Here is a 25,366-nt window from a genome sequence, read left to right as displayed (position 1 = left end):
TACGTTTAGGATATTCAGGCCAATTTAACCGCTAAGTCCGGCAACAAAATCGCAGGGAGCCTGTATGTCCGACGTAACCGAGCCAACCAGTCAGGTTCTGCTCTGCTCAAATTGCTTCACAGATGAAGGGCTGAGGATCGATGCTGCAAAGCATGGCGTTGAACAACAAGGCGAGTGTCCGAATTGCCAAAGCCTGGATGGTCAAAAGCTGACCCGAGAGCACATTCTAGGTCTGGCGTGGCGCTTCTTCGTGAGCGGAACTACTGTCCGGTGTGACTACGGCGCAGCGCCAGTGATTCAGTTCAACGAGTACCATTACGGTAGGAGCGACATCACTCCGTCAGCGTGGCTTGAGAATGACATCAAGCTTATGGAGGAGGCCGCTAAAATTGGATTTTTCCATTACGGCCCGCGACTGTGGATGGTCGGTGAAGTCGAGCCACTAAAGGCGCTACAGGATCCGGCGACACGTCCTCAGCTCATCGAACGTGTGCTGAGAGAGTATCCAGAAATAACGTTTAGCAAAGGCAGCAAGTTCTACCGTCTGCGTGTCAACCCAGACCATCCAGCAAATCCATCCGAGTACGACAGCCCGCCAGTAGCGTTCGCAGGTAGAGGGCGCTTAGATTCTCCAGGCTTCTCCGTGATGTACGGATCGCAAGACCTTGATGTCTGCATCCATGAATGCAGGGCATCAACGGAGGATGAACTGTACGTCGCAACATTAAAGAATCGGCAGGATCTGAAATTATTGGATCTGTCTTACCCTTTGGAGGAAACAGAAACCGAATTCGAAAGCCTAGACATGGCAATTCACATGCTGTTTCTTGCTCGCTCTCACTCATATGAGATCGCCCGAGACATTGCTCTTGCTGCGAAAGTGGCCGGCTTTGATGGCGTGATCTATCCGTCATTTTTCAGCCTGATTCGCACTGGCAGCCATCCTTTCGAGACGGTTTATGGCATGTCGGTTCGACGCTTCCATCAAGAGAGAGAGAAATATGTTGAGGCGACTACCATTCGTAATCTCGCCCTATTTGGTAGGCCCATGGAAAGTGGCTTGGTCAGCGTCGAGTGCATCAATCGCCTGATCCTCACCCAAGTTGGCTATCGGGGGCATTTCGGGCCAGTCGAGTATTAAGCGACTGGCGAGGTCAATCGAGCCAAATCTTATAGCCAGCAATGATCTCTTCTGGCCTGTTTAGGTCACCTGTGAGCGGCTGCAATGGCAGTTACCTCTCACCAGGGACAGCAAGCGGCCAGAGGCGGTGATTCACGATTCGTGCCGTCGCGGCTAAGCTCTGCCCAGATACATTGACTAAAAGTAAGAGAAAGGGGAGCGGAACATTGGCATTATCTTGCGATGATCGGCATGCACCTGACGGGCGATCAGCAGCCGCTGCTGGCCTGCTAATGCCAAGCCGCTTCCTCTGAGCAAATAACCACATTATCTAAACGAGTAATGACCCAGGATGAGTAGCTTCAAAGGTAAACGACTACCAGAAATCTCAGATCCCACGATGTTTGAAAAATTCGCCCTGGATCTCTGGGGAGCTCAGCACCCGGGCTCCAAGTCGACTTTGTACGGCAGGAATGGACAGGGACAAAATGGTGTAGATGTCGTGGTTCACAGCGGCGACTGCCTAATCGGTTTACAGTGCAAGGCAGTAAGAAAGCTGGATCAAATAACTATAGAAGCTGAGGTTGACCGAGCAAAAAGGTTCACGCCTTCGATCAGTGAGCTCGTGGTCCTTACCACAGCGCCTCACGATGCAAAGCTCGTGAGCTATACCGAAACGCTTACAAGGCAGCACAAGCAGTCAAATCTGTTCTCAGTTTCCTACCATGGCTGGGACGATCTGCTGCGTATCCTTGAAGATCATCAATCGGTCGCTCACAAGCATTTCCCCGAGTTCTTCAGTACGGCCGACAGAGCTATGGAACCTCCGTCTCCTGCTCTCCGCCTGCCGCTGGACAGCGAGTTGAACATCATGCTCTCTGATGAAGAACTCGCGCTATTTTGCTCAGAAGCGAGCTGGGAGTTGAAGAACGATCCTAGCGTCGTATTCGCTATTGATCACGTTGACGAACAGCGTGCCATAGTGATGATCTCAGAAATCGAGGCCATGGAGATCCTGGATGCCAAAGCACGGACAGCACGGTCTGGACTTCGGGAATATTTAACCCACCTATCCCCAAAGATACGAAGAGCGGAAGTCGCAGCCCGCCTTCTCCTTACTGACGAAGTACTTCGCTCGCCTTGGCTAGTCGGCGCCTGCTGGCTTGAAACTGCTGCCACAATGCGGCGGCTTATGCCTCAGGTCATTGCTGGAGCGATTTCGCGCCTCAACTGCCTGCCTCTCAAAATCGGTATCCCAGCTCATCCTAAACTCGTCGGTTATATTGATATCGATGCTGAAGATCGATCTGCTTTCGAGGATCAGTGCAAAACATATGACCCGCGCTACTTCATCGGTGGCGTTCACGACCTGGGATCGATCCTTGGCTTGAAGTACGCAATTCCTGCTGGCATCGCGGCACTCGTACGCTACTCAGCGGTTCATGGTGTGCCGATTGAAGAGCTTCAGCGTGACAATACGAACAATATCTATTTTTGGGAGTTGTACGCTGCATGAGTTGGCGGCGTAGCGGAATTTCTGGCAAGCACTACTGATGCTTCGTTCGTCCTTAGTTGGAGATTAGCACCATCGATGCAACGCGAAAGTTTTGGGAGATGGATGAGCTTTTGGCCGGTCTCTCCCCTCATGATCGGTAGCTATGGGTCGGTTGCAGCCACTCGCGACTGGCCGACACTGGCCAAAGACGGACGTTCGATTGCAAGAACACTCAGCATCAAGGTCGTCTAGCCAAGACGGCTCGCGTGAATTTGCTGCCTAATCCCGTTCTTCAGAGAGCCATTCAACAACCCGTTCACCCCGGCTTTCAATCGGCATACTTGAATCACCGAGCGCGCCGTCTATTTTAAGATCCTCGCCGAGGAGAAATCTTACATCTCTAAATGTCTTAAGCGTTTTTTCAATGGAAAGTGGTGGCTTTCGTGTGAACCAGCATTTACCGATCTTTATTCCGATCGTGGCTGTTTCATTGAAGCTAACCGAGGATATTGTGAATTGAGCTTCTCTCTCTTCCCAAGTTTTCTCCGCGGAGCCAGGGAAGCAATCTTCGTTTGCCGAATCAACTAAGTTTGCAACATTTATTGGGCCTGACAACCAATCTCCGGTTGTCGAAGATATAAGCCTCCCGACTTTATCGTCGTGCAAAAACATGAGTCCTGCGTTCTCGTCGGAGGCAAGTCGCGCCTCTCTTAGCTCATTCAGTTCAGTAAACGGCTTGCTCCACCAATTTACTGCTCCATTTTTGGCGTTAATCGAGTACAAGCTTTTGGCTTGTGTGACGATTTCAACAGATGGCCCTACAAATGCCATCGTCGAAAACGCGACTTCATTCGTGAAGGAATGCCCCGGCGGCTTGAAGGTAGACGACCTGATATTGGTCGAGCTGACGATATTTCCGTCTGGCAAAGAGCCTATAACGAGGTTGCCGTCACTTCCGAGAATAGCCACTTTGCTTTCATCGCTACTAAAAGCTTGTGCGATCGTATATTGGGCATGAACCAAATCTAAGTCCAGTTCAGATGGTTCATTGGTGTCAATCACAATCGCACTCTTGCCACTCAACTCTCTCTCTGTCCTAATGACTGCATAACGTCCACCTGCTGAAGTCGTTATCGGCGTGTCATATGTATTAGCAACTCCGCCAATAATAGAAGCTGATTTTTTCTTTTCATTTAATGTCGCAAAAGCCCAACTAGAAATTCCAAAATTTTGAGAATTACTTTGCCCCATTAGAAATAGATAATCTCCGCTTTCGCGATAGCTAACATAAGTCAGTGACAGTAGCAAGGATATATCTTGAGCAACGTGCTGCTCGCTTTCCGCGGTGCCTTGCGGTAATGCGTCGACGATCCGCCTCACACGCTGCTCAATAAGTTTCCTGTCCTCTCCAGTAACAAACTTATACCCGCGCTGAATCGGTTTAAATTTCGTGGAGTCGGCGCGCACCCAAAAATTTGCTTCATCAAGAAAACTTGGAAACTGGAATGCGAAAGGGTATCCATATGCTGAATATATTGAATTGGAGGAGCCAATTTTGGCGCGTCTCCTGCATTCGTTTGTTTGTTCAATGAAACCGTCATTGCGATCCCAATCAATTTTTCTTGCCTGTTCAAGTGTGAGGTAGCTAATTCTTTCTTTCGGACCATCGTTGTTTGAAAATTCAATAACTGGGATAAACAAATGGTCGCGTTTTTCATAAACCTCAGAAGATATGCTCTTCAGCTGCTCATCACTTAAACTTACAACCATGTTCCAAATGTCGTACCCCCCATATAGCAAAGTAGAGCAATCGCTGCTTAGCTGATTATCCGAGGAGCCGGGCAATATAAGCGCCGAAGCAGCGCCTGTTTTTAATTCGTATGTCACGAGTAAACTGTTGTAGCCCTCTTCTTCGTTCGGAGATTGGCCTTCTTCGAGTTGAAATGGGAAAATAAAGCGGACGACATTTGCGTTGGATCGAACAGGCAATAGAAGCGGCCCACCTGTTATCCGGCCCGACAGAGTTCGAATTTCGGAGGGCACTGGTTTTGCCCAGTCGCCACTTAGATATAGCGTATATTCGAGGTTCCTTATATCGGATTTCAGAGTCGACGCCAGATAGCCCTTGTCAGGAATTAAATCAATTTCATCATTATCTCTGCTTACCGAAATAAATCCAATGTTTTCCAGCGGCCAAATTGGGTTTTCTGGGTCTACATCCAGGCGCCTAACGGTGGTCCCTGTTGACATATATGTTTCGCTTTCGCGCCTGTCGACTCTAAATAAGCCGCTCTTTTTAAAAATATCCCTTATATCGACGAATCGAGGCAAATAGTATGACAGCAACTCTATATTATTCCCCAAGTCCCTTTCTTTGGGCGAAAAATTAATCGCCAATTCTGCAAGGCCCCGTTCTGGGAACTGCTCGTCCGAAAAGGCGCTAACAGCGAATTGAACGGCATTAATTTTTTTTGTTGTCTCCGCCGCCATCCGCGGCTCAAGGTATAAGAAGTTAATAAAAATATAGATCATCAATGAATAAGCTGCGCCTTTGCTAAAATCAGCGTTTTGTAGTAGCCAAGCTTGGAGGCCGCTTAGATCACTATTACCCTGCCGTTGGTCGACTAGCGTTGCTTCCCCTCCCTTTAGCACCGGAACCCAATACTCTTCCATGAAATATGAAGCGTTATCTCCAACAGGTTCAAAATAGTGACTATGTCCGCCCTTGAAGTATCTATTTATTAGCCTTCGGCCAGTCATTCCTCTAAATCCAAGTCTTCCCGCCATGCCAGTGAAAAGCACGCCGACTTGACTCAAAATTAGTATGTTGTCTCCGGTACCGCAGTCGTTGATTACTCTATCAATCTTCAATCTATCAATGAGTTGATTCCACGGAAAATCCGTTCTGAGCACACTACCGGCCAAGATTACTGTCTCGACCCGCCCGACATATTTGCCTGGCAGTTTGTTAAGCGCCCAGGCGATTAGGTAGGTACCGTTGCTGTGTCCGACCAAACTAATTCTATGTGCGGGATACCGCTCTAGCGCCGCAGTCAGCGAGGAAAGAAATTGATTTACCGCCAACCATCTCAGTGGTGGGAAAAGAAACGCGAAAATTGAGAAATATCCGTATTTAAAGTGCTCTATTTCCGAATCAACTTCATGTTCATTAAACAACTTTCCTAGTCTTTCTTGCCATTGCCCAAACGTTCGAATACCGTGGACAGTTATTAACACCCTCCGGGTCGATTTTTCATTCAAAGTCTCGGTCATTGACGGCTCACATTGGGCGGCTTTGTAGTTCAGTGCGGCGGTTTTAAAGCTTTATCAATAAAGATAGGGATTGGTTCGCAACTCGAGTTGGTTGCCGAATTGAGCTCTGATGACAGCCCGCATCCGGCATACTCAAAGCAGCGCACGGCCAATAGAAGGAAGATAGCTTGCAAAACGATTGTTAGCCCTGGCGGATTTCACCATCGCCACGCTCCTGATTTCGCTGCGCTCATCAACCGGCTGTCTCAAGAACGTCAGTTCGTCCGGGCACTGTTTTCTAGGCCTTTCTAGTGAAGGCAGTCTTGCCCCTTTCACATGCCCACACAAAGCGAGTCAGGCCACCGCTATTGCGCACCGTCGGGCGCCCGCTTCTGGCTGTTAGCCGGCCCCTGCGAAATGCAGCTATGGGTCGGAAGCAGCCCCTGCACAGGGGAACACCATTGATAGCCAGGGAAGGGAATGTCGTTCAATTCACATAGACGAAAGCTGCTGGATGAAAGCTCTCGCACCGCGCTTCGCACGCGCGCTCGTGCGCCCTTCTGGTGGCCCGGAAGTCAGGGCTGAAGCGGGATGCTCTCCTCGAACTAGTGGAGAGCAAAACCGGCGTCGATCTGCATGCCTCCAAGTCAGCCGCTGAACTGCTGATTGCCCTGGAGGCACTGGAGAACATGCGCTTAGGTCGAGAGTGCCCTGTCGACTCGGAATTGCTGCTACCTGGGGCAGCAGCCGACCAGGAAGTGGGCTGACGCCAAGGTCTGCTTCCGAAGGCAGGATCGGCGGCGGGCTGCAATGAGCTGGAAACAACCCGTTTGAGACGGGCTGGTCGGGGGCAAGTATCGACCGCTGGCTGATGCAATTGCTTCATGGTAAAGGCATAATGCCATCACCCGCCTCCGCTGCCCAGGACAGGTCGCCTACCCCTATCCCCGTGGTCTCCGCTTCAATCCCACGCCAGTCATTCGAAGTGCCCTGGCAGATTTTTCTAAATGGAATTTACCTTGAGTTCTTCGTTACTTTCGCACAGGGAAAACAACCGTGTATCAGGCATGACGCGCAAGGGGCCAGCCCTTCGATGCGTAGTCGCTTTGGTCATGCTGCTCCAGGCCACCCTCGCACATGCCTTGTCCACGGCCTGTTCGACACTGAACGCGAACAGTGGCACCACCTCCTACACCGGGCGGTTCGCCAGCACCGACTTCGACAGCGGCGAAAGCATCACTTTTTCGTATACCGACAATGGCCAGGGTGCAGGTGGCAGTCCGATAACCTCGGATCTCGTGAACCTGCGTTCACGCACCATAACCACTGTCTATTCCGACTACCGCAGCTATACCGGCAGCGCCGGGTCGTATACGGCGACGGTTTCCTCCGCCCAACTGGCGGCTGGCGGCCTTTACGCGCAGATTTCCACCGGCACGTACATCAGTGCGGTCAGCATCACCTGCTCCGCGGCCGTAGTCGCCGACGCCTCCCTGGCCGGCCTGAGCTTGTCCGTCGGCACGCTGTCGCCGACGTTCGCAACCGCCACCACCACTTACACGGCAGCCGTGAGCAACAGCGCCAGCGCGGTCGTGGTGCGACCTACCGCCCGGGCCAGTGACAGCACCATTACGGTCAATGGCGCTGCAGTTGCCTCGGGCTCGGACTCGTCGGCGATCAGCCTGGCGGTCGGAGCGAACACGATCACCGTGGGGGTCACCGCCGCCGATGGCCAGACGACCAAAACCTATTCCATCACCGTGACACGCACCGAAGCAGCCCCGCTGGCGACCGACGTCACAGCCGGCGTGGCAGCCAACTCGACCAACAATGCCATTACCCTGGCGATCACAGGCTCCCCCACCTCTGTGGCCGTCGCCTCCGCGGCCAGCCACGGCACGGCCACAGCCAGCGGCACCTCGATCACCTACACCCCGGTCGCCGGCTATTCCGGCACCGACATCTTCACCTACACCGCCACCAACGCTAACGGCACCTCGGCCCCAGCGACCGTCACCATCACCGTCAACGCGCCGACCCTGGCCATCAGTCCGACCACTCTGCCCAACGCCACCGCCAGCAACAGCTACAGCCAGAGCCTGAGCAGTGCCAACGGCACGGCGCCGTACAGCTACGCCGTGACTGCCGGCGCCCTGCCGGCCGGGCTCACCCTGAACAGCGGCGGCACTCTCAGCGGCACACCCAGCGCCGTCACCACCGGCAACTTCACCATCACCGCCACCGACGCCTACGGCGCCACCGGCAACCGCACCTACAGCCTGACGGTGGATGCCGCGACCATCGCCATCACGCCTACCACCCTCGGCTCGCTCGCCGTCGGCTCGGCCTACAGCCAGAACCTGAGCGCCAGTGGCGGCAACGGCAGCTACATCTGGTCGACCAGCGGCACGCTTCCGCCGGGTATCACCGTCAACAGCAACGGCCTGGTCAGCGGCACACCGACCACCGCCGGCAACTACAGCTTCATCGTCACGGCCACCGACAGCCTGGGCTCGCCCGGCTCGCGCGGCTATAGCGTGACGGTCAACGAGCAGGCGCCAGTCGCCGGCAACTCGAGCCTGACCGTACAGGGCGGCAGCGGCAGCACCCCGGTTCCCCTGAACCTGAGCGGCGGCTCGGTGACTCTGGTCACCATCACCACCCTCGCCACCAACGGGACCGCCACCGCAACAGGCAGCGGCATCACCTATGCCCCCAACCCGGGCTTTGCCGGCAGCGACAGCTTCAGCTATACCGCCACCGGCCCAGGCGGCACCTCCAGCGTCGCCACCGTCAGCGTCGCGGTCACGGCACCGACCATAATCATTTCCCCAGCCACGTTGACCAACGCGACGCAGAACACCGCCTACTCGCAGACCCTCACCGCCAGCGGCGGCACCGGGCCGTACACCTTCAGCGTGGTCACCGGCAGCCCGCCAGCGGGCTTGAACGTGTCGTCCGCCGGCGTTGTCAGCGGCACCCCGACCGCCACTGGCACCTTCAGCTTCACCGTGCGCACCACCGACAACGGCGGCTTCAGCGCCAGCCAGGCCTACACCCTGGTGGTCACCGCCGACCAGACCCCGGTGGCCGACCCGGTGAGCGCCACGGTGGCGGCCAACAGCTCGGCCAACCCCATCACCCTGAACCTGAGCGGCGGCGCCGCCACCAGCGTCAGCGTGACCGGCAGCCCGAGCCACGGCAGCACCTCGGTCAGCGGCACCACCATCACCTATACCCCCACCGCCGGCTACTCGGGCAGCGACAGCTTCACCTACAGCGCCACCGGCAGCGGCGGCAGCTCGGCGCCAGCCACGGTAAGCCTTACCATCTCGGCACCGACCCTGGCACTCACGCCGGCCAACCTGGTCAGCGCCACAGCGAACACGGCCTACTCGCAAGGCCTTGCTGCCAACGGCGGCACCGCGCCGTACAGCTTCAGCGTGACCAGCGGCGCCCTGCCCTCCGGCGTGAGCCTGTCGTCCGCCGGCATCCTCAGCGGTACTCCGAGCGCCGCCGGTACCTTCAACTTCACCGTGCAGGCTACCGACAGCCTCGGCGCAACCGGCTCGCAGGCGCTTGCCCTGACGGTCGCCTACCAGGCGCCGGTCGCCGGGCCGGTGAGCGTCACGGTGGCAGCCAACAGTTCCGCCAATCCCATCACCCTGAACCTGGGCGGCGGCGGCATCACCGGCATCGGCGTGGCCAGCGCTCCAAGCCACGGCACCACTTCAGTCAGCGGTACCAACCTCAGCTATACCCCCACCGCCGGCTATTCGGGCAACGACAGCTTCACCTATGCCGTCACCGGCCCAGGGGGCACCTCGGCAGCGGCCACGGTGAACATCACCGTCACCGCGCCGACACTGGTCATCACGCCGTCCACACCGGGCCTGCCCGGCGCGACCCAGAGCATGGCCTACAGCGCCAGCCTTGCCGCCAGCGGTGGCATGGCGCCCTACAGCTATGCGCTGAGCGGCAGCCTGCCAGCAGGCCTGTCCCTGGACAGCGCCACCGGCGCCATCACCGGAACGCCCACGGCGGTGGTCAACAGCAACTTCACCATCAACGTGACGGACGCCAATGGCGCCAGCGGGACCCGCAGCTACAGCCTGACGGTCGTGGCCCAGGCCGTCGTGGTGCCGCCTTCCAGCGAAACGCTGGCCCCGGGCCAGAGCGCCAGTGTCGATCTCACCCGCGATGCCAGCGGCGGTCCGTTCCTGCGCGCGCGCCTGTTGTCGGTGAGCCCGGCGTCGGCGGGCACCGCCAGCCTCAGTGGTCCGTTCACCCTGCGTTTCGTGCCGGCCGCCGCCTTCGCCGGCAGCGCAGTGGTGAGCTTCAGCCTGGAAAACACAGGCGGCAACACGGCAACCAGTACAGTGACCTTCAGCGTGCAACCGCGCCCTGACCCGACTCGCGACGCCGAAGTGATCGGCCTGCTCAACGCTCAGTCGCGGGCCGCAGAGCGCTTCGCCAGTACCCAGATGGACAACTTCAACCGCCGCCTGGAGCAACTGCACCGCCCGACTTGCGACCGCGATTCGTTCAACGCGGATGTACGACGCGGGCGCGACAACCTGAACCTCGGCGGCCTGGGCAAGGCGCTGCGCGACGAACTCGAAGGCAACGGCGTCGACGCGGACGACGACGAACAACGTCGCAAGGAAAAGGACAGCGCTCGCGCCAGTGCCGGCGAATGTTCCGAAGAAGCCCTCGCCTTCTGGACCGACGGCTTCATCAACAGCGGTTCCAACCAGGCACGCGGCGCCAAGGACAACAGCTTCACCACGTTTGGCCTGAGCGCCGGCATGGACTATCGCCTCTCGCCACGTACCGTGGTCGGTCTAGGCGTCGGCTACGGTAACGACCGTACCGACATCGGCGAGCACGACAGCCGTAGCGAAGGCGATGCTCTGGGACTGGCGGCCTACCTGAGCGCCAACCCGCTGTCGGAGGTCTATATCGATGCCCTGTTGGGCTACAACCGCATCCGTTTCGACTCGCGGCGCTACGTCACGGCCGACCCTTCCAACGGCTATGCCAGCGGTTCCCGCGACGCCGACCAGTTGTTCGCCTCACTGACCGCCAGCTACGAATATCGCCAGGGCGCGCTATCACTGGCGCCATACGCCCGGGTGAACAGCAGCTACACCCGCCTCGACGGGTATAGCGAGCACGGTGGCGGGATCTATGCGCTGTCCTATGAAGAACAGGATCTGCGCTACTTCACCTCGTTCCTGGGATGGCGCACAAGCTATGACATCCAGACCAGCCTGGGTGTGCTGACCCCGCGCGTGGGCCTCGCCTGGGGCCACAACTTCAACCGCAATCAGGGCTACCGCATGCGCTACGCCGACCAGGGCGATGACGGCATGCTCTATCGGCTGTCGCCCGACCCGATGGACACCAACTTCATCGACATGGACTCCGGCCTGGGCCTGAGCCTGGGCCGTGCCTGGCGCGTCGCCCTGTCGTACAAGACCGCGCTGGGCACCAACGAGCGCAACCAGATGTTCCGCATCGGCCTGGACGGGAAATTCTGATCGAGGTCCAGCAACAAAAAGGCCACCGCAAGGTGGGCCTTGATCTTTGGCTCAGGGGCATTGTTGAACGACAGCTATCGGCCAGCGGACATACAGCAACTGCAAGGTTTACCCAATCCCGGCACAGCCCAAACGGCTTTGTAGCCTCACTCCAACTCGTCCTTCGCCCTGATGTGGCGCTTCGAGAGAGTGGTGACTGATGAACAAGAAGTGTTTGCGACGCCCGCGGCGTAGACACAGAGCCCGCGTAGGCTACTTACTCATAGGCAGGAATCAACATGTCATGGATGTCTAGATACGCTCTTGCAGTTACTCCTCCCGCAGTTTTCTTTGCGATCTGGAAGCTAGGAACGTTCGCCTATCACCACTTTGATTGCCATGGGAGTATCAAAGGCCTCGCCCCTTGCTCAGCGGGCAGCTTTGACCTATTGCCTTGGTTAGGCCTCAGCATGTTCTGGAGCCCAATCCTATTTTGGCTATCGCTACCTGTTTCGGCATTCTTCCTGATAGATGCAGGGGCAAAACATATTGGCTCAAGGCGGGGCGTACAATAAAACGCAACTGAGTGAGTCCGCTATGGATCGATTGCTACCGGTGACCATGGTTCGCCCTGGATAAACGAACCATGCGCCGCTTTCCGCCAGAACCCGCCCGTCATCCGGGCCTGGGAGACTCAAGGTGCCCTGGCACTGCCGCCCCGCCAGCGCGTTCGATTGGGGATGACACGAAGAATGTCCCGAACCGGAGCCCCACAATCAGCCTCTGCACCAGCAGTTCGAACAGCCTGGCGAGGCACGGCAGGTCGAAGTGCGCGGTCATGTGTTCGGTCGAATCCCAGTACCCGGTGAGGATCCAGGTGTCGCCAGGGGTGTTTTCGCAGGCAAGGCGGTAGGCAGCACAGCCCGAGGCGCGGTTCAAGTTCGCCAGCAACGCTTCCAATCTCGTTCGCAGCACCGCTGCCGAGCCGCTGGCTGGTCTGATCTCGACGGTGCTGATTGCAACTAGGCACATGGGCGTCATCTCCTGCCGCTTACCGGCCCAGTAACTTGCGCGCCAACTCCAGGCCTTCCTCCCGGGTAGCGACGACCAGCAATGGGTAGCCCCAGAACGCTTCGAACTTGCCCGCAAACAGTTCGGCTGCCTTCTGCCTGGCGAGATCCGGCTCGATGAAAATCTGCGCCTTGACGAACGACCGCAAGGCGGCCTTGTGGCGTTTCATCCAAAGGGACAACTGTTTTCTTTCTTCGTGGGAATGTTCGTGCTCCTCCTGTTGCGCTCGCTCATCCAGCAGGACGAAGGGTTCCGCACGCGCCAGCAATGCTTCGAAAGCCTTGAACCCCTCGTCGTCGGTGTGAATCCCGGATGCGCCAACCTTCATCCAGACCAGCGGAAAGTGTGTGGAATCGATAACCATGCGAGCCGTCCCCTGCGTTGAGGTGGGTGGCGTCCCGGATACAGGGCGCCATCAATTCACCTGCAAGATAACTAGCCCGGCTGAAGTGCGTCATTGCACAATCTAGCCACACTGTTTCTCATTTCAGCCAACAGCTTCGGGGAAGCGTCATGGACTCCACTACCGCTGACGACCCATCGCTCACGTGGGACATCGATAGCATCGCGCGCCAGGTCACTGCGCTGAATGCATCGCAGGTTGCCAAGGACTGGGAACATGCGCTTCACCACCATCGCAAGGCGCAGTTGATCTATTCGGTACGCGGGATTCTCAACTGCGAGGTGGACAGGGGCGTGTGGATCGTTCCGCCACAGTGCGCAATCTGGATTCCCGGAGACATGCCGCATTCGACCCGGGGCTCGGGAGAAACCGAGTGCTATTGCCTGTTCGTCGAACCGGACGCGATCGAAGGCCTGCCTACCCAGTGCTGCACCCTCTCGGTCTCGCCCCTGCTGCGCGAGCTGCTGCTCAAAGCGACGGGATTCGAGCAGCTGTACGCCGAGAACGGCCCGGAGGCGCGCTTGATCGCCGTGTTGCTGGACGAGCTGCGAAATGCGCCCATCGAGCACCTGCATTTGCCGATGCCGCAAAACCAGCGCCTGCGCCAGCTCGCGCAAATGCTGCTTGCCGATCCTTCGAGCAAGACGTCGATGGCTAAATGGGCCAAATGCATCGGCATGAGCGAACGCAGCATGAGCCGCCTGCTGATGCAGGAAGTCGGCATGAGTTTCGGCCGGTGGCGCCGGCAGCTGCACATCATCCTTTCGCTGCGGCGCCTGACCAATGGAGAGAGCGTGCAGGCGGTTGCACTGGACCTGGGCTACGAAAGTGCCAGCGGCTTCGTGACCATGTTCCGCAAGGCGATGGGCAAGCCACCGGCGCGCTACCTGCTGGAGCGTGCAGCCACTGCGGGGAGTGCTGGTGATGCCATGCCTGGGGGCGGCATCGTGCTGGCGCCTTGAGCGTCGGGTTGGGCAGGTTAAGCGTCACGATCGACGGTTCGTCCTGGATAAGCGAACCATGGTTCTCTTTCGTCAAAGTGCGGACGTCGCGAACCCGTCCCGGTAGAAGAAGAAAGCCAACTGGGCCTGCATCGCCGGGAATGGGGTATGTTGCTGCCTCTACGCTTTCGCACCGGCCCGCCATTACCGCTTGAGTATTCGATGCTGATCTCCACCCTTTCCAACGGTCGATCAATAACAGCCTCCCCGCAGGTCGAACCCCGTGTGCCATGGTGGAGTTTCACCAAAACGGTGTTAGCCGCGACCGCCCTGACCTTGGTACGCGACGGTCGACTCGCTCTGGATGCTGCGCTTCCTGAAACCGCTTGCACCTTGCGTCAACTTCTACGCCACGAAGCAGGCCTCGCTGACTATGGCGAGCTTCCCGAGTACCACGCCGCCGTTGCCAATCATGAACCGGCGTGGCCCGCGGACGAGATGATGCAGCGCCTGGATGGCCACCGGCTCCGCTACAGCCCTGGGGCTGGCTGGCGCTACTCGAATGTGGGTTTCATGCTTGTCGCCCGGCTCATCGAGCGTGCCGCAGACCTGCCGCTTGAAGAAGCGCTCAGGCAGCAAGTCCTGGCCCCGCTCGGCATCTCGGCGGTTCGCTTCGCAACGGAACGCGCAGACCTGAACGGGGCGTACCTCGGCAATTCGTTGAATTACGACCCCGGCTGGGTCTACCACGGATTGCTGACGGGCCCTGTTTCGCAGGCTGCCCTTTTCCTGGATCGCCTGCTCGCCGGAGAACTGCTCCCTGCCAACCTGCTTCAGGAAATGCAGGCGACACGGACATTGGGTGGCCCGATGCCCGGCCGGCCGTGGGTCACGCCAGGATATGCCCTGGGCCTGATGCGAGGGACGATCGAGGGCGGCCTGACCCTGGCCGGGCATACCGGGTGTGGCCCCGGAAGCGTGGTGGCGGTCTATCGATGCGCAGTTGGAGAAACAGCCGCCTGCTGCGCAGTTTTCTCGACGGGGTCAGATGAGGGAAGTGTCGAAGCGCTGGCCGTACAGGAAATACGCGAGGCACTTGAGATGGCGCGCTGAGACGTCGTAGGTCTTGTCGCAGCCTGCGATGGATATCACCCACTCGCCGATTCGACGTTCGTTTAGCGTCGAAAGAAAATCGCTCACTGGCAGCAGAAACCGGTCAGCAGCGAAATCGCCCCTTCTTCGCGACGCTTTCAGAAGACCAGGTAACGCCCCCAAACAACATATAAATAATGCGACCCGAAAGCATACAATCAGCCAGCCAGGGAGATTAGTTGCGAACACCGAGCTTATCTCCGACCAAAATTGGGATGACCGAAATAAATTCGCTCCATTTCAGCCCCATTTCATCCTCAAACATCTAGAAGGCTACCCTCTTGTCTCAAAGGAAAGCGATCAGAGATCACGCACACTCTCTACAGCCCATCGGACAGGCTTACCCTTCTAATAAACATAACAGCTTTTTCTGTCGACAGACTCACGACGCCATGAGCGTATAATACCGTCGGAGGATACAAATATGGAGTACTGACAAAATGGGACTGTATATGTTATATAGTAGCGAATCCCCCCACTCTCAACCTTTGAATAGTCAATTGACCGTCTGCTATTGACCCCCCTAACAAAATAGACTCTCTCCTTTCCCACCAATGATGTTTTCGGATCGAACTTCATTCCTATCAATGTATCTCTGCTTTTCTCCCAAGCATCATAGGACAGACACCCTGAAAGCCCTAAAAACAAAAAGGCACTTAAGAATGAAGCAACCATCCACTTACTAATGATCGGCAGCATTTCGGATACTCTTTATCATCTCTCGATACTTATCATACAAGGCCCCATAGTTAACCAGCATAGCCGGCGACATACTTCCCAAGTTCTCAAGGACACTCATATTACTCCCTTTCAGAGCTTCCAAACTTATCATCCATTGGTCATGCAAAGTTGCAAAAGAATTGAAGCCTGGGACTTGATTCAAGGCATCACTTATAGGAGTACCATGACAGATCGAATAAAAGCTGGAGCAAGCGAGATCATTTAGAGGCAGGTTCAACCCAATATTCTTTCCCTCTCGATCAAGTACCATCGGGACAAAACCACCATCACTATCAAAGGCCGAGCCATTAGGTCGATCAACACCAGGCCTTGCATCTGGCCCTCGCCCAACCGAATATTGGTACAACTCCATCAAGGCTCCCGTAGCAGCAATACTCAGCCACGTATCCTTGTCGCTCCCATTAAGGATGCCTTTTAGTGCTGTATTGGCAGCATAAGCCTTGATCCGGTCGCCATAGCTGATCAGTTTGTAGTTCCCCTCGGCAGTCAACTCCCTACCCCAGCCCTCCGTATAGCCAGCGCCGAATCCCGCAATAAGTGCTGCAGTGGCAAAACCTTTCAGGCTGTCCTCACTGGTGATGTCCTTGAGTGTTTGCCTCAGATCGCCCTTGTTCCCAACAAAACTGGCGGCCCCGGTTCCAGCGACAGAAGAAATAGCAGTCGCCGCCATCGCGTTCCCCCAACCTGCGGCAGCAGTGCCAACCGCAGCACCAGCTTCAACCAGAGCGGCATTACCTGCAGCCGCCATCGTAGTTCCAGAGCCGGCCCCAGCGCCTGCAGCAGAACCTACTGCACTGGTTGCAGCTCCGTAGGTTGCAGCAGCCACGATGATGGCAATGGCAATTGCAGCCCCGGTGCCAATACCCGAACTGCTGTAATCGAAGGAATCGTGCACTTCCTTCACCCGCCGCCAATCCACATCCCCCCGCGCCTCGGCCTCCTTCAACCAGGCCAGGTTCGGATCGGCCTGCACCATCGCATCGATGGTCTGCCCGACGCTCTTCTGGTCGATGTGCCTGATATCGATCTTCAGGCCGTCCACGGCCTTGATCGCCAGTTCGCCCTGGGCGATCAACTGGCTCTGGCGCAGCGTCTCGTCGGTCTGGCCCTTGCCCTTGGCGGACTGCCAGGCGAGGTCGCTCTTGCTCTTCTCGTGGCTTTCCTGGTGCAGGTCCTTGACCGCTTCGAAGGTGACCGCGCCGCCGCTGACGATGGCGATGTCGTTGCCGCTTTCGAGCCTGGCGGCCTGGTAGGTCTGGTCGCCGCCGCTGAGCAGGGTGATGTCGCCGCCGGCGCTGATCTGGCTGCCGACGGCCTTCACGTCGGTGACTTCGTCGCGCTTGAAGCTCTTGCTGCCGAGGCTGCCCTTCTTCTGCTTCTGGTACAGCGAGTAGTCGCTGTCATGGCCGGCCAGTAGCTGGAGCTTGTCGCCGGCCACCAGGAAGGCTTCCTTGCCGGCGTCCACCCGGCTCGCTTCGAGGGTCAGGTTCTGGCCAGCGCTGAGGGTGACGTCGCCGGCGGCGTCCAGTGTCGTGCCGCGCTGGCTGACGCGGCTGTCTTCGCTGTCGATCTTCTTGCCGCTGCGCCGGTAGTGGTATTCGCGGTTGCTCTGCTCCTGCGCGGCGCCCAGCAGCAGGTTGCCGGCGGCGGCCAGGTTGGCGTCGCCGCCGGTTTCCAGGTGGCTGGCCTGCACGCCGATATCGCGGCCGGCGCTGACCTGCAGGTCGCCGCCGGCCCGGACGCCGGCGGCGTGCTGGCGCACCTCGGTCTGTTCCCAGTGATGGCGCTTGTCGCGACGGGCATTGCCGTCGACGGACTCGACGGCGCCGATCAGCACGTCGCGCCCGGCCTGCAGCTGGATGTCGCCCTTGGCCTGCAGCTGGCCGCCCAGGTTGAGCAGGTCGCGCCCGCTGCTGATCGACAGGTCGTCGTCGGCCTCGATGCGCGCGGCGCTGTCGAGCAGGCTGGTCTGCAGGCTGGCGCCCCTGGCCTGGCCCTGCACCTGGGTCAATGTCCGTTCGTTGACGACGTCGCCGGTCAGCGTGGCGAGGCTGACGTCGCGCCCTTTGAGGATGCCGCCGGCGGCGTTGCGGATGCTTTGCGTGGCCAGCAGTTGCAGGTGCCGGTTGCTCTCCATCAGGCCGCTGTTGCCGATGTTGGCGGCGGTGGCGCCGAGGTCGTTGCTGGCGCGCAGGGTGCCAGCGTTGTTCAGCTCGCCGCCGCTGATCAGGGCCAGGTCCTGCCCCTGGATCAGCGCGCCGTTGGGCGCCAGGCGATGTTCGGCCTGGGCCAGGTAGAGCACCGGCACCAGCACCTTCCGGCCGTTCACCTCGGCCTCTTCCAGCCAGACGATGTCGTGGGTCAGTGCCGCCACCTGTTCGGCGCTCAGGGCCACGCCGACGCTCAGCCCGAGGCTGTCCTTGTGGGCGATGGCGTTGTCCATCAGGTACCTGAACAGCGCTTCGTCGCTGGAGAGCCCGGCGATGAAGCGCTGGCCGGTGCGCGCCACCAGGGCCTGGCGGATCAGCCGCTGTTCGTAGAGGCCGTCGCCCAGGCGCTGCTGCGCCCGGGCCGGGTCGTAGCCCAGCTGGGCCAGCAGGTAGTCGGAGCCGAGGAACGGCTTGAGCCCGGCCAGTGCCGGGTTGGTTTCGATCAGGTAGGGGTGGCCGCTGTCCGGGGCGTTGAGCCGGAACAGGCCGTGCTCGCCCTGGGGCAGGCGGAAGCCCGGCAGGGCGATGGGGTTGACCGCCTGCTGGGCCAGGTCCGGCGGCAGCTGTGGATTGAGCACCACCACCAGGGGTTGCGACTGGCCGTCGACCTGCACGTCCTCGACCCGTGCCACCCCGCCGTCGTAGGCGATGCCCGGGTGGATGACGCCGTTGTCCAGGCGCTCGCCGGCGCTGATTTCCACCGTGCCGGCCGCCTGGATGACGGCGTTGGCGGAGGTGGCGCCGCCCGGCCGGTATTCCCAGATGTCGCTGAGCAGGCCGAGGTCGTACAGCGCCGCTGGCAGTTCCAGCAGGTTGTCCGGGTCGTAGTGGTTGGCCTGGTAGTCCGGCACGTGCAGCGGCCGGTAGATGTTGCCATTGGCGTCGCGGTAGACGTGCAGAAGCATGCCGTTGGCCAGCTCCAAGGGGCTTACCGTGCCCTGGTTGAGCCCGCCGATGAGGTCGTCCCAGTAGCTGAACACCGAGGGGTCGGCGTTGTTCGCCAGGTTGTAGGGCAGGACGTAATGGCCGACGAAGCGCTCGATGGTGCCGTCGGTGACCCGCCCGCTGTTGAACAGCCGCGTGCGGATGCTCTCGCCGCCGCTGATGCCCTGGTTGACGAAGCTGGCGGCGCTGATGGCGATGTCGCCGCCGGCGGCCAGGGTGCTCGCGGTGTTCTCGAAGTCCTGGGCGTCCACCCGCAGGTTGCCGCCGGCCTGGATGAAGGCGGCCGGGGACGCCTCCTGCACCTCGCTGGCGTAGACCTCCCGGGCGATGTAGTCGACGTTGTAGTGGTCGCCGGAACAGTCGTAGCAACGCACGATGATTTCCCCGGAGATCAGCTTCTACCCGAGGCGGAAGCCGTCCTGGGTGTTCTTCAGGCTGGCGCTGGCGATCGCCAGGTCGCCCTGCGCCTCCAGGGTGGCCGAGCGGTTCTCCACCACGCCGGCGCGCCCCTGCTGGTCGTCCGCGGCGATGTCCAGGGCGCCCAGGCTGTAGACGTCGGCATAGCGGTTGACGAAGCGCTGCACGCGCAGCGCCATGTCGCCGCCGCTGAACAGCAGGCCGTTTTCGTTGCGCAGCTCCGCGCTTTCGATCCGCAGGTTGGCGGCGCTGCCCAGGGTGCCGGTGTTGTTCAGGTTCGCCGCGCGGGCCAGCAGGTCGCCGGCCGCGGTGATGCGGCCGGCATTGTCCAGGCTGCCGCCGACGTTGATGCGGGTGGCGGCGCCGCCGGTGATGCTGGCGCTACCATCCAGGGCGAGGCTGGCAGCATCGAGGCCCAGCTCGCCCAGGCTGCTCAGTTGCCCGCTGCCGCTGTAGCGCCCGCCCAGGTGCAGTGCCAGGTCGCCGTCGCTGGCGATCAGCCCGGCGTTGTTCCAGTCGCCGCCGCTGCCCTCGAGCTTTTCGCTGGCCAGCAGCCGTCCCCCGGCCGCCTGTTGCAGTTGGCCGATGTCCAGGGTCAGTTCGCGCGCCTGCAGGCTGCTGCGGTTGCTCCAGCTGGCCGCGCTCAGGCTCAGCGCGGCGTTGGTGACGAAGCTGCCGCCGGCCTGGCCGAGCTGCACCAGGTCGATGCCGAATCCGCCGCTGCCCAGGTGGCGCACGCTGCCGCCGTCGTTGCGCAGTTCGCCGCTGGCGAGCAGCAGGTCGGCGGCGGCGCTTTCCAGCAGGCCGTCGCTGTTGTCCAGCAGGCCACCGATGCTCAGGTGCGTGGCACCCTGCTGGCCGAGGGCACGTACGCGGCCCTGCACGTTGGACAGTTCGGCGGCGGCAAGGGTGAGTTGGTTGCCGGCCTCGATCAGGCCGTGGGCGTTGTCCAGCGCACCGCGCAGGCTGAAGTCGATGTCCTGGGCGCCGACCTGGCCGCCGTGGTTGAGGAAGTCGCCGCCATGCAGGCGCAGGGCCTGGCTGGCGAAGAGGCCGCCGGAGCGGTTGTCGAAGCCGGCGCTGTTCACCCGGGCGTCGCCATGGGTGGCCGCCAGGTGCCCATCGGTGTTGGCGACGCTGTTGGCGTCGAGCAGCAGTGCCGCGCCCTGGGCGATGCCGTCGCGGTTGTCGAAGTGCCCGACGGTCAGTTGCAGCAGGCCCTGGGCGCTGCCGAGAACGCCGCCGGCGGAGTTGTCCAGGCGGGTGGCGCGCACCCGCACGCCATTGCCTTCCAGGCGCCCGCCGCGGTTGTCCAGGTTGGCGCCGAGGTCCAGCGCCAGCCCGGCCTCGGCGTATATCTGGCCGCCCCGGTTGTCGAGGCTATCGCCCTGCAGCTCGACGGCCTGGGCGGTGATGCCGCCGTGCTGGTTGTCCAGCCGGCCGACGCGCCCCTCGAGCCGCCCCTGGCTGCTCAGCAGGCCCTGCTCGCGGTTGTCCAGGCTGGCCAGGTCCAGGCGCAGGCCCTGTTCGGCGGCGAACAGGCCGAGGCGGTTGTCCAGGGTGCCGCCGCTGACGCGGACATGCTGGCCGCCGATCTTGCCCTGGCGGTTGTCCAGGCGCTGCGCGGCATGGGCATCCAGGTTGCGCGAGGCGATCAGGCTGCCGGCGTTGCGCAGGTGCTGCGCAGTGATCGAGAGATCGCCGGCGGCGTTGCGGCTGTTGTCGGCATTCACGCCGGCTTCGATCACGCCGCTGTTGCTGAGCTGGTTCGCCTTCAGCTCGAGGGTCGAGCCCGCGGCCAGGCTCTGCGTATTGCTCAACGCCCCACCGGCCTGCACGCTCGCATTGCCGCCGGCATAGGCCGGGCCGTTCAGGGCCACGTCCTGGCCCTTCAGGGCGAGGTCGCCGCTGGCCGCGGCCTGGGCCAGTTCCAGCTTGCCGTTGGCGTCGATGCGGATGTCGCCGGCGCTGGCGGCCATGTTGCCGGCCAGCTTCACGCCCACGCCCTGCTCGGTGCCCACCAGGCGGATGGTGTTGGCGTACATGCCGCCCAATGCCGCGCTGTCGATGGCCAGTTGCGGCTTGGCGCGGCCGTCGTCGGCCTTGGCGCTGGCAGCCAGGGTCTCGGCGTCCACCTGGTTGCGCCCGGCCACCACGGTCAGTTGCTTGGCGTACAGGTCGGCGTTGAGTTTGGCGCTGCGGGTAATCAACTCGAACCGGTCGAGGTTGCTGGCGTTGAGCCCGGCGCCTTCGACGGCGATCTCGCCGCCGTCCACGTCGTAGCCCTGCAGGCGTTCGCCGGCCAGGATCGGCTTGCCGGTGGTGAGGGTGGCCCGCGGGGTGTTGATGAAGCCGCAGCCGTTGCAGATGATGCCATTGGGGTTGGCGACGATGACGTGGGCACCCTGCCCCGCCACTTCGGTGTAGCCCTTGAGCTGCGAGGGGCTGCCGCCGGTGACTTCGTTGAGGATCTTCTGCGCCGCCTGGCCCTTGAGGTTGGGGTTGCCGATGATGATCCCGCCCAGCTGGGTACTGGCGGTCTTGCCGGTGGCGTTGTTGAGGATCAGGCCCTGCTGGCCCACCGAGTAGTCGCTGAATTTGTTGTGCGACAACCCCGCGCCATTGGGCGTGGCGATGTTGACGATGGGCACGCCGTTGCCTGCCGCGCCGAGCTGTGTGTTGCCACCGGCGGCCGCATCCACCGCCAGCTGGGCAGCGGCCGCGACTATGGGGTTGAGGAACAGGAGGCCGGCCAGGGCGCTGGCGATGGCCTGGTGGAGGGGGCGGCGGATGTCCATATCGGGGGGCTCGCACGGGGGTGGACCTTGACCCGACGGACTCTATTCCCCTGCATGGCGTGGGGCCTTGAGGGTTTCCCGCGCCCTTTTGTAGGCCTTTTCCGAATCAAGCCGCCTGGCGGAACTTCTCGCCCCAGGGGGCGCCAGGGCGCACTTCGCACGCGGCTGTGGCGATGGGTATCGCTTCGCTCAACCCATCCTACGGGGCTGCTCCACGGAACAGACCGATCGCCGACAGGACAGACCAGCCACTGCTATCCGTATGAAGCGAGGTACCTGGCACCCCACAGAACAGCCATGGTGCCTGGCCAATAGAGGGCGACGCCCAGAACGCACAGACCTGCACAGGTCAACGAAGGATGCCTTCGGCCATATGACGTGCGTGCGAGTTTCCAATCAGCGGCTGTATAGGCCAGGACAAAAACGGGAAGCGCGTAAACGTCCATAGACCAGTAAGCGCCTCCGATATCATGGTCAATCCCGTGGCCGGGTGTCGCAGCCCGTCGGATGAATTGCGTGCACGAAGCGCCTCGGCACCAGCAAAGGCGCTTTTTCTTGCCTGTTGCATTGTGCAGTCATGGCGGGTCGTGCGGGGCAGGCCCCGAAGCCTGGCCGGTTCTTTACGCGTTTCGTCCCGGTACTGCGACCCCCGCACGATCCGCCGCCCCTCTTTCCGGGTTGGCGGTTTCTCCCTCCCAGAAGGAGCAACGGAAATGCACTGCCGCTCTTGCCTTGCTGTGTTCGCCTTGCCGTCCCCCCTGCCCTGCGCCCTCGCCCTGGAGGTGTGCCATGGCTGATCGGAAACTGGTGCCGCTGCACCATCAGTCCTTCGATGACGTTCTGTTCGTGAATGCCGGTGCGCCCGCGGCGCATCTGTACGATGCCGCCGTGCGCCGCCTGGCGGCGCTGGAAGACCTGTTGCGCGTGCTGGAATGCCACGATGGCGACGACGTGCTGGTGCAGGAGACTTCGCGGCTGGCTTCCGCGCTGGTGCCGCTGGCCGGTGAGGCGCGGCACCTGTACGAGCTGGCCCAGCTGCGGCTCGAGCATGGCGCCGGCTGATCACGCCGGTTGCCTGCCCGCATGGCCAAAGGCCGGGGCCTGCACTTCTCCTGCGGGAGGTGGCGGGCCCCGGCCTTCGGCTTCATGAAGTCGGCGATCGCCGGGTCATTTCGGCTCGACGGCGCCCACGAGATGCCGCTCCAGCCGCACCCCCGGCATCATCTGCCGCAGGCCCTCGGCCAGGCGCTCGCCGGCTTCGTGCAGGGCCTCCAGCGGCATGGCCGGCAGGCTTTCGAGGATGAACCACATCTGCCGGGCCTCGGCGCTCAAGCGCGTGCGCACGCCCTGGCGCCAGTTCCAGCGGCGGCAGGTGGCGCCCAGGTCGTCGCGCCAGATGACTTCGCCGGGCAGCGGTGGGTCGTTGGCCGGCCGGCCTTCCTTGAAGGTGTCGAACGGCTCGTTGCCGTCGGCGAGGGTCAGCCGCGGCGTGCCGACGTAGGCCGCCAGGTTCTCGCCACCCACCGGCAGCGCGTACTGGATGCTGATGGCGTTGTAGAGGTCGACCACCGGGTCGATGCTCGGCAGGCTGCCGTCGCGCAGCACGCGCTTGCGCAGGGCCTCCACCGAACAGGGGGTGCGCTGGGGCTTGGCGCCGAAGCCGCGGAATACCTCGGCCCAGGCGGCGATATGGGCCTCGGCCCAGGCCGGGCCGCCATCGAGCAGCACCCGGCAGGCGCGCTCCACGGCCTGGCCGGGCACCACCGGGTGCAGGATGGGCGCGGCCTCCACCGTCAGGCTCAGGGCGCGGAAGCCGGGGGCCAGGGTGGCGACCCGGGGGTCGATTCGGGGCAGTACGGGTTGCATTGTGGCGTCTCCATGTCGGTGGTCGAGCGCGCCAAACCTGGATGACGCGGGCCCTTTCTAGCACCGCGGGGCGGGCGGGTTCCATATCGATTCCGATGATTTCAGCGAATGCACGATCAGTTTTGCTAATAGGCCGGCAGGCACCGCTGCGGCATGCAACCCGCCAGGAACGACAGCCCCCTTCCCGCCGAGCTGGCCGTTCGGACAAGATAGGCGCGCCCCGCCGGGGCGCTTTCGCGCGCCTCCCCTTCCCTTTGCTGCCGGTGCCCCATGCAACCTCGCGATCTCGTCGCCTACCTGTATCTCGCGCTGGCCTGGGGCCTGTCGTTCCTGGTGCTGCTCAAGGCGATAGCCGGCTTCGGCTGGGTGGGCGCGGTGAGCTTCCGCGCACTGATCGCCAGCCTCACCCTGCTGGCGGCGGCGCGGCTGAGCGGCCGGGTGCTGGACTTCCACGGCCTGTGGCGGCCGCTGTGCGTGGTGGGCGCGACCACGGTGGCCGGCCAGCTGATCGGCATGACCTTCGCCACCCCGCTGATCGGCACCGCCATGGCGGCGATCTTCGTGGCGGCCATCCCGCTGTTCTCCATGGTCATCGGCCGCCTATGGGGGCTGGAGCGCATCACCCTGGCCGGGCTCACCGGCCTGGCCCTTGGGCTGCTGGGCATGCTCCTGCTGGTGGGCTTCCCGGCGGTGCCGGTGACGCGCGCCTTCGTGCTGGGCTGCGCCGGCTCCATCTTCGGCGCACTGTGCGCGGCCTACGGCAGCAACTACGCGGCGCTGCGCCTGCGCACGGCGGGCTCCTGGGAGGTGACCTGCGGCGCCTTCCTGGTGGGCGGGCTGCTGACCCTGCCGCTGCTGTACTGGGTGCCGCCACCGGGCGTGCCCTCGGCGCTGGACGTGTTCTACCTGCTGCTGTGCGGCTGCATGATGAGCGCCTTCAACTACGTGGTGTACTTCCGCCTGGTGTCACGCATCGGCGCCACCCGCGCCATCAGCGTGGAGTTCGTGGTGACGGTGGTGGCGGTGCTGGTGGGGGCGCTCTGGCTGCACGAGCCGCTGTCGCTGGTGCAGGGGCTGGGGGCGCTGATCATCCTGGCGGGGTGTGCGTTGGTGCTGGGGTTGGTGCCTGGGGTGCGGCGGCGGGGGACGGGTTGAATTTGGGGCTTCAGGCTTCAGGCTTCAGGCTTCAGGCTTCAGGCTTCAGGTTATGGTAGGGGTGGGCTTGTTTGCGAATGGTGTTTGCCGGTGGTTGTGGCATTTTGGATTAACTCCGCTCCCTCTCCCTAACCCTCTCCCTGAAGGGAGAGGGGACCGTTCGGAGTGCTTGGGTATTTCACAGTCAGCCGGCAAGCACGGTGTGGTGGTTCAATTTCCTCGGACACCTCGATAGGTGGAAAATCCACTGAATAGAGGAGTCATTCATGAGCCGTAAA

At 61.1% G+C, this 25,366-nt stretch carries 12 protein-coding genes and 1 pseudogene; 7 read left to right on the top strand and 6 right to left on the bottom strand.

The window, feature by feature from the left end; all coding sequences use genetic code 11:
* Positions 1 to 64 precede the first annotated feature (64 nt).
* A complete protein-coding gene (locus VV867_RS25270; RefSeq protein WP_328567877.1) occupies positions 65 to 1,141 on the top strand; it encodes an RES family NAD+ phosphorylase in 1,077 nt (358 codons plus the stop codon).
* A 331-nt stretch (positions 1,142 to 1,472) separates the two neighbouring features.
* Positions 1,473 to 2,636 (top strand): hypothetical protein, encoded by a 1,164-nt coding sequence (locus VV867_RS25265; protein ID WP_328567876.1) that lies wholly within the window; start codon positions 1,473 to 1,475, stop codon positions 2,634 to 2,636.
* 258 nt (positions 2,637 to 2,894) lie between these two features.
* On the opposite strand, the gene VV867_RS25260 is transcribed toward VV867_RS25265, so the two are convergent.
* Complete coding sequence (locus tag VV867_RS25260; protein ID WP_328567875.1) at positions 2,895 to 5,888, bottom strand: hypothetical protein; 2,994 nt, start codon at positions 5,886 to 5,888, stop codon at positions 2,895 to 2,897.
* Between the two features lie 986 nt (positions 5,889 to 6,874).
* Here VV867_RS25260 and VV867_RS25250 point away from each other — a divergent pair.
* Complete coding sequence (locus VV867_RS25250; RefSeq protein ID WP_442965052.1) at positions 6,875 to 11,410, top strand: putative Ig domain-containing protein; 4,536 nt, start codon at positions 6,875 to 6,877, stop codon at positions 11,408 to 11,410.
* A 654-nt stretch (positions 11,411 to 12,064) separates the two neighbouring features.
* Here VV867_RS25250 and VV867_RS25245 read toward each other — a convergent pair.
* Positions 12,065 to 12,421: an antibiotic biosynthesis monooxygenase family protein gene (locus VV867_RS25245; protein ID WP_328567873.1), complete on the bottom strand. Its 357-nt coding sequence runs from the start codon at positions 12,419 to 12,421 to the stop codon at positions 12,065 to 12,067.
* A 19-nt stretch (positions 12,422 to 12,440) separates the two neighbouring features.
* Entirely contained in the window at positions 12,441 to 12,824 is a 384-nt protein-coding gene (locus VV867_RS25240) for a hypothetical protein (RefSeq protein ID WP_089391299.1), read from the bottom strand.
* A gap of 149 nt (positions 12,825 to 12,973) precedes the next feature.
* Between VV867_RS25240 and VV867_RS25235 the strand changes: the two genes are divergently transcribed.
* Together VV867_RS25235 and VV867_RS25230 are read left to right on the top strand one after the other, a co-directional pair.
* Positions 12,974 to 13,825: an AraC family transcriptional regulator gene (locus VV867_RS25235; RefSeq protein ID WP_328567872.1), complete on the top strand. Its 852-nt coding sequence runs from the start codon at positions 12,974 to 12,976 to the stop codon at positions 13,823 to 13,825.
* Positions 13,826 to 14,026: 201 nt separating this feature from the next.
* On the top strand, positions 14,027 to 14,917 hold the full coding sequence (locus tag VV867_RS25230) for a serine hydrolase domain-containing protein (RefSeq protein WP_328567891.1): 891 nt from the start codon (positions 14,027 to 14,029) through the stop codon (positions 14,915 to 14,917).
* Positions 14,918 to 15,638: 721 nt separating this feature from the next.
* Here VV867_RS25230 and VV867_RS25225 read toward each other — a convergent pair.
* Both VV867_RS25225 and VV867_RS25220 read right to left on the bottom strand, forming a co-directional pair.
* Positions 15,639 to 18,749: pseudogene (locus tag VV867_RS25225) on the bottom strand (hemagglutinin repeat-containing protein); the annotation flags it as partial.
* 501 nt (positions 18,750 to 19,250) lie between these two features.
* Complete coding sequence (locus VV867_RS25220) at positions 19,251 to 22,067, bottom strand: filamentous hemagglutinin N-terminal domain-containing protein (RefSeq protein WP_328567870.1); 2,817 nt, start codon at positions 22,065 to 22,067, stop codon at positions 19,251 to 19,253.
* Positions 22,068 to 22,856: 789 nt separating this feature from the next.
* On the opposite strand from VV867_RS25220, the gene VV867_RS25215 reads away from it, so the two are divergent.
* Complete coding sequence (locus tag VV867_RS25215) at positions 22,857 to 23,129, top strand: hypothetical protein (RefSeq protein ID WP_328567869.1); 273 nt, start codon at positions 22,857 to 22,859, stop codon at positions 23,127 to 23,129.
* A gap of 105 nt (positions 23,130 to 23,234) precedes the next feature.
* Here VV867_RS25215 and VV867_RS25210 read toward each other — a convergent pair whose 3' ends face one another.
* Positions 23,235 to 23,933, bottom strand: a complete 699-nt coding sequence (locus tag VV867_RS25210) for a B3/B4 domain-containing protein (protein ID WP_328567868.1) — start codon at positions 23,931 to 23,933, stop codon at positions 23,235 to 23,237.
* 270 nt (positions 23,934 to 24,203) lie between these two features.
* Between VV867_RS25210 and VV867_RS25205 the strand changes: the two genes are divergently transcribed.
* Positions 24,204 to 25,088: a DMT family transporter gene (locus tag VV867_RS25205; RefSeq protein ID WP_328567867.1), complete on the top strand. Its 885-nt coding sequence runs from the start codon at positions 24,204 to 24,206 to the stop codon at positions 25,086 to 25,088.
* The last annotated feature ends 278 nt before the right edge of the window (positions 25,089 to 25,366 follow it).

Origin of the sequence: Pseudomonas sp. JH-2, assembly GCF_036231725.1 — a bacterium.
Lineage (GTDB): Bacteria > Pseudomonadota > Gammaproteobacteria > Pseudomonadales > Pseudomonadaceae > Pseudomonas > Pseudomonas delhiensis.
Note: the sequence above shows the minus strand (reverse complement) of the source record. Positions and strands in the feature narration are given on the sequence as shown.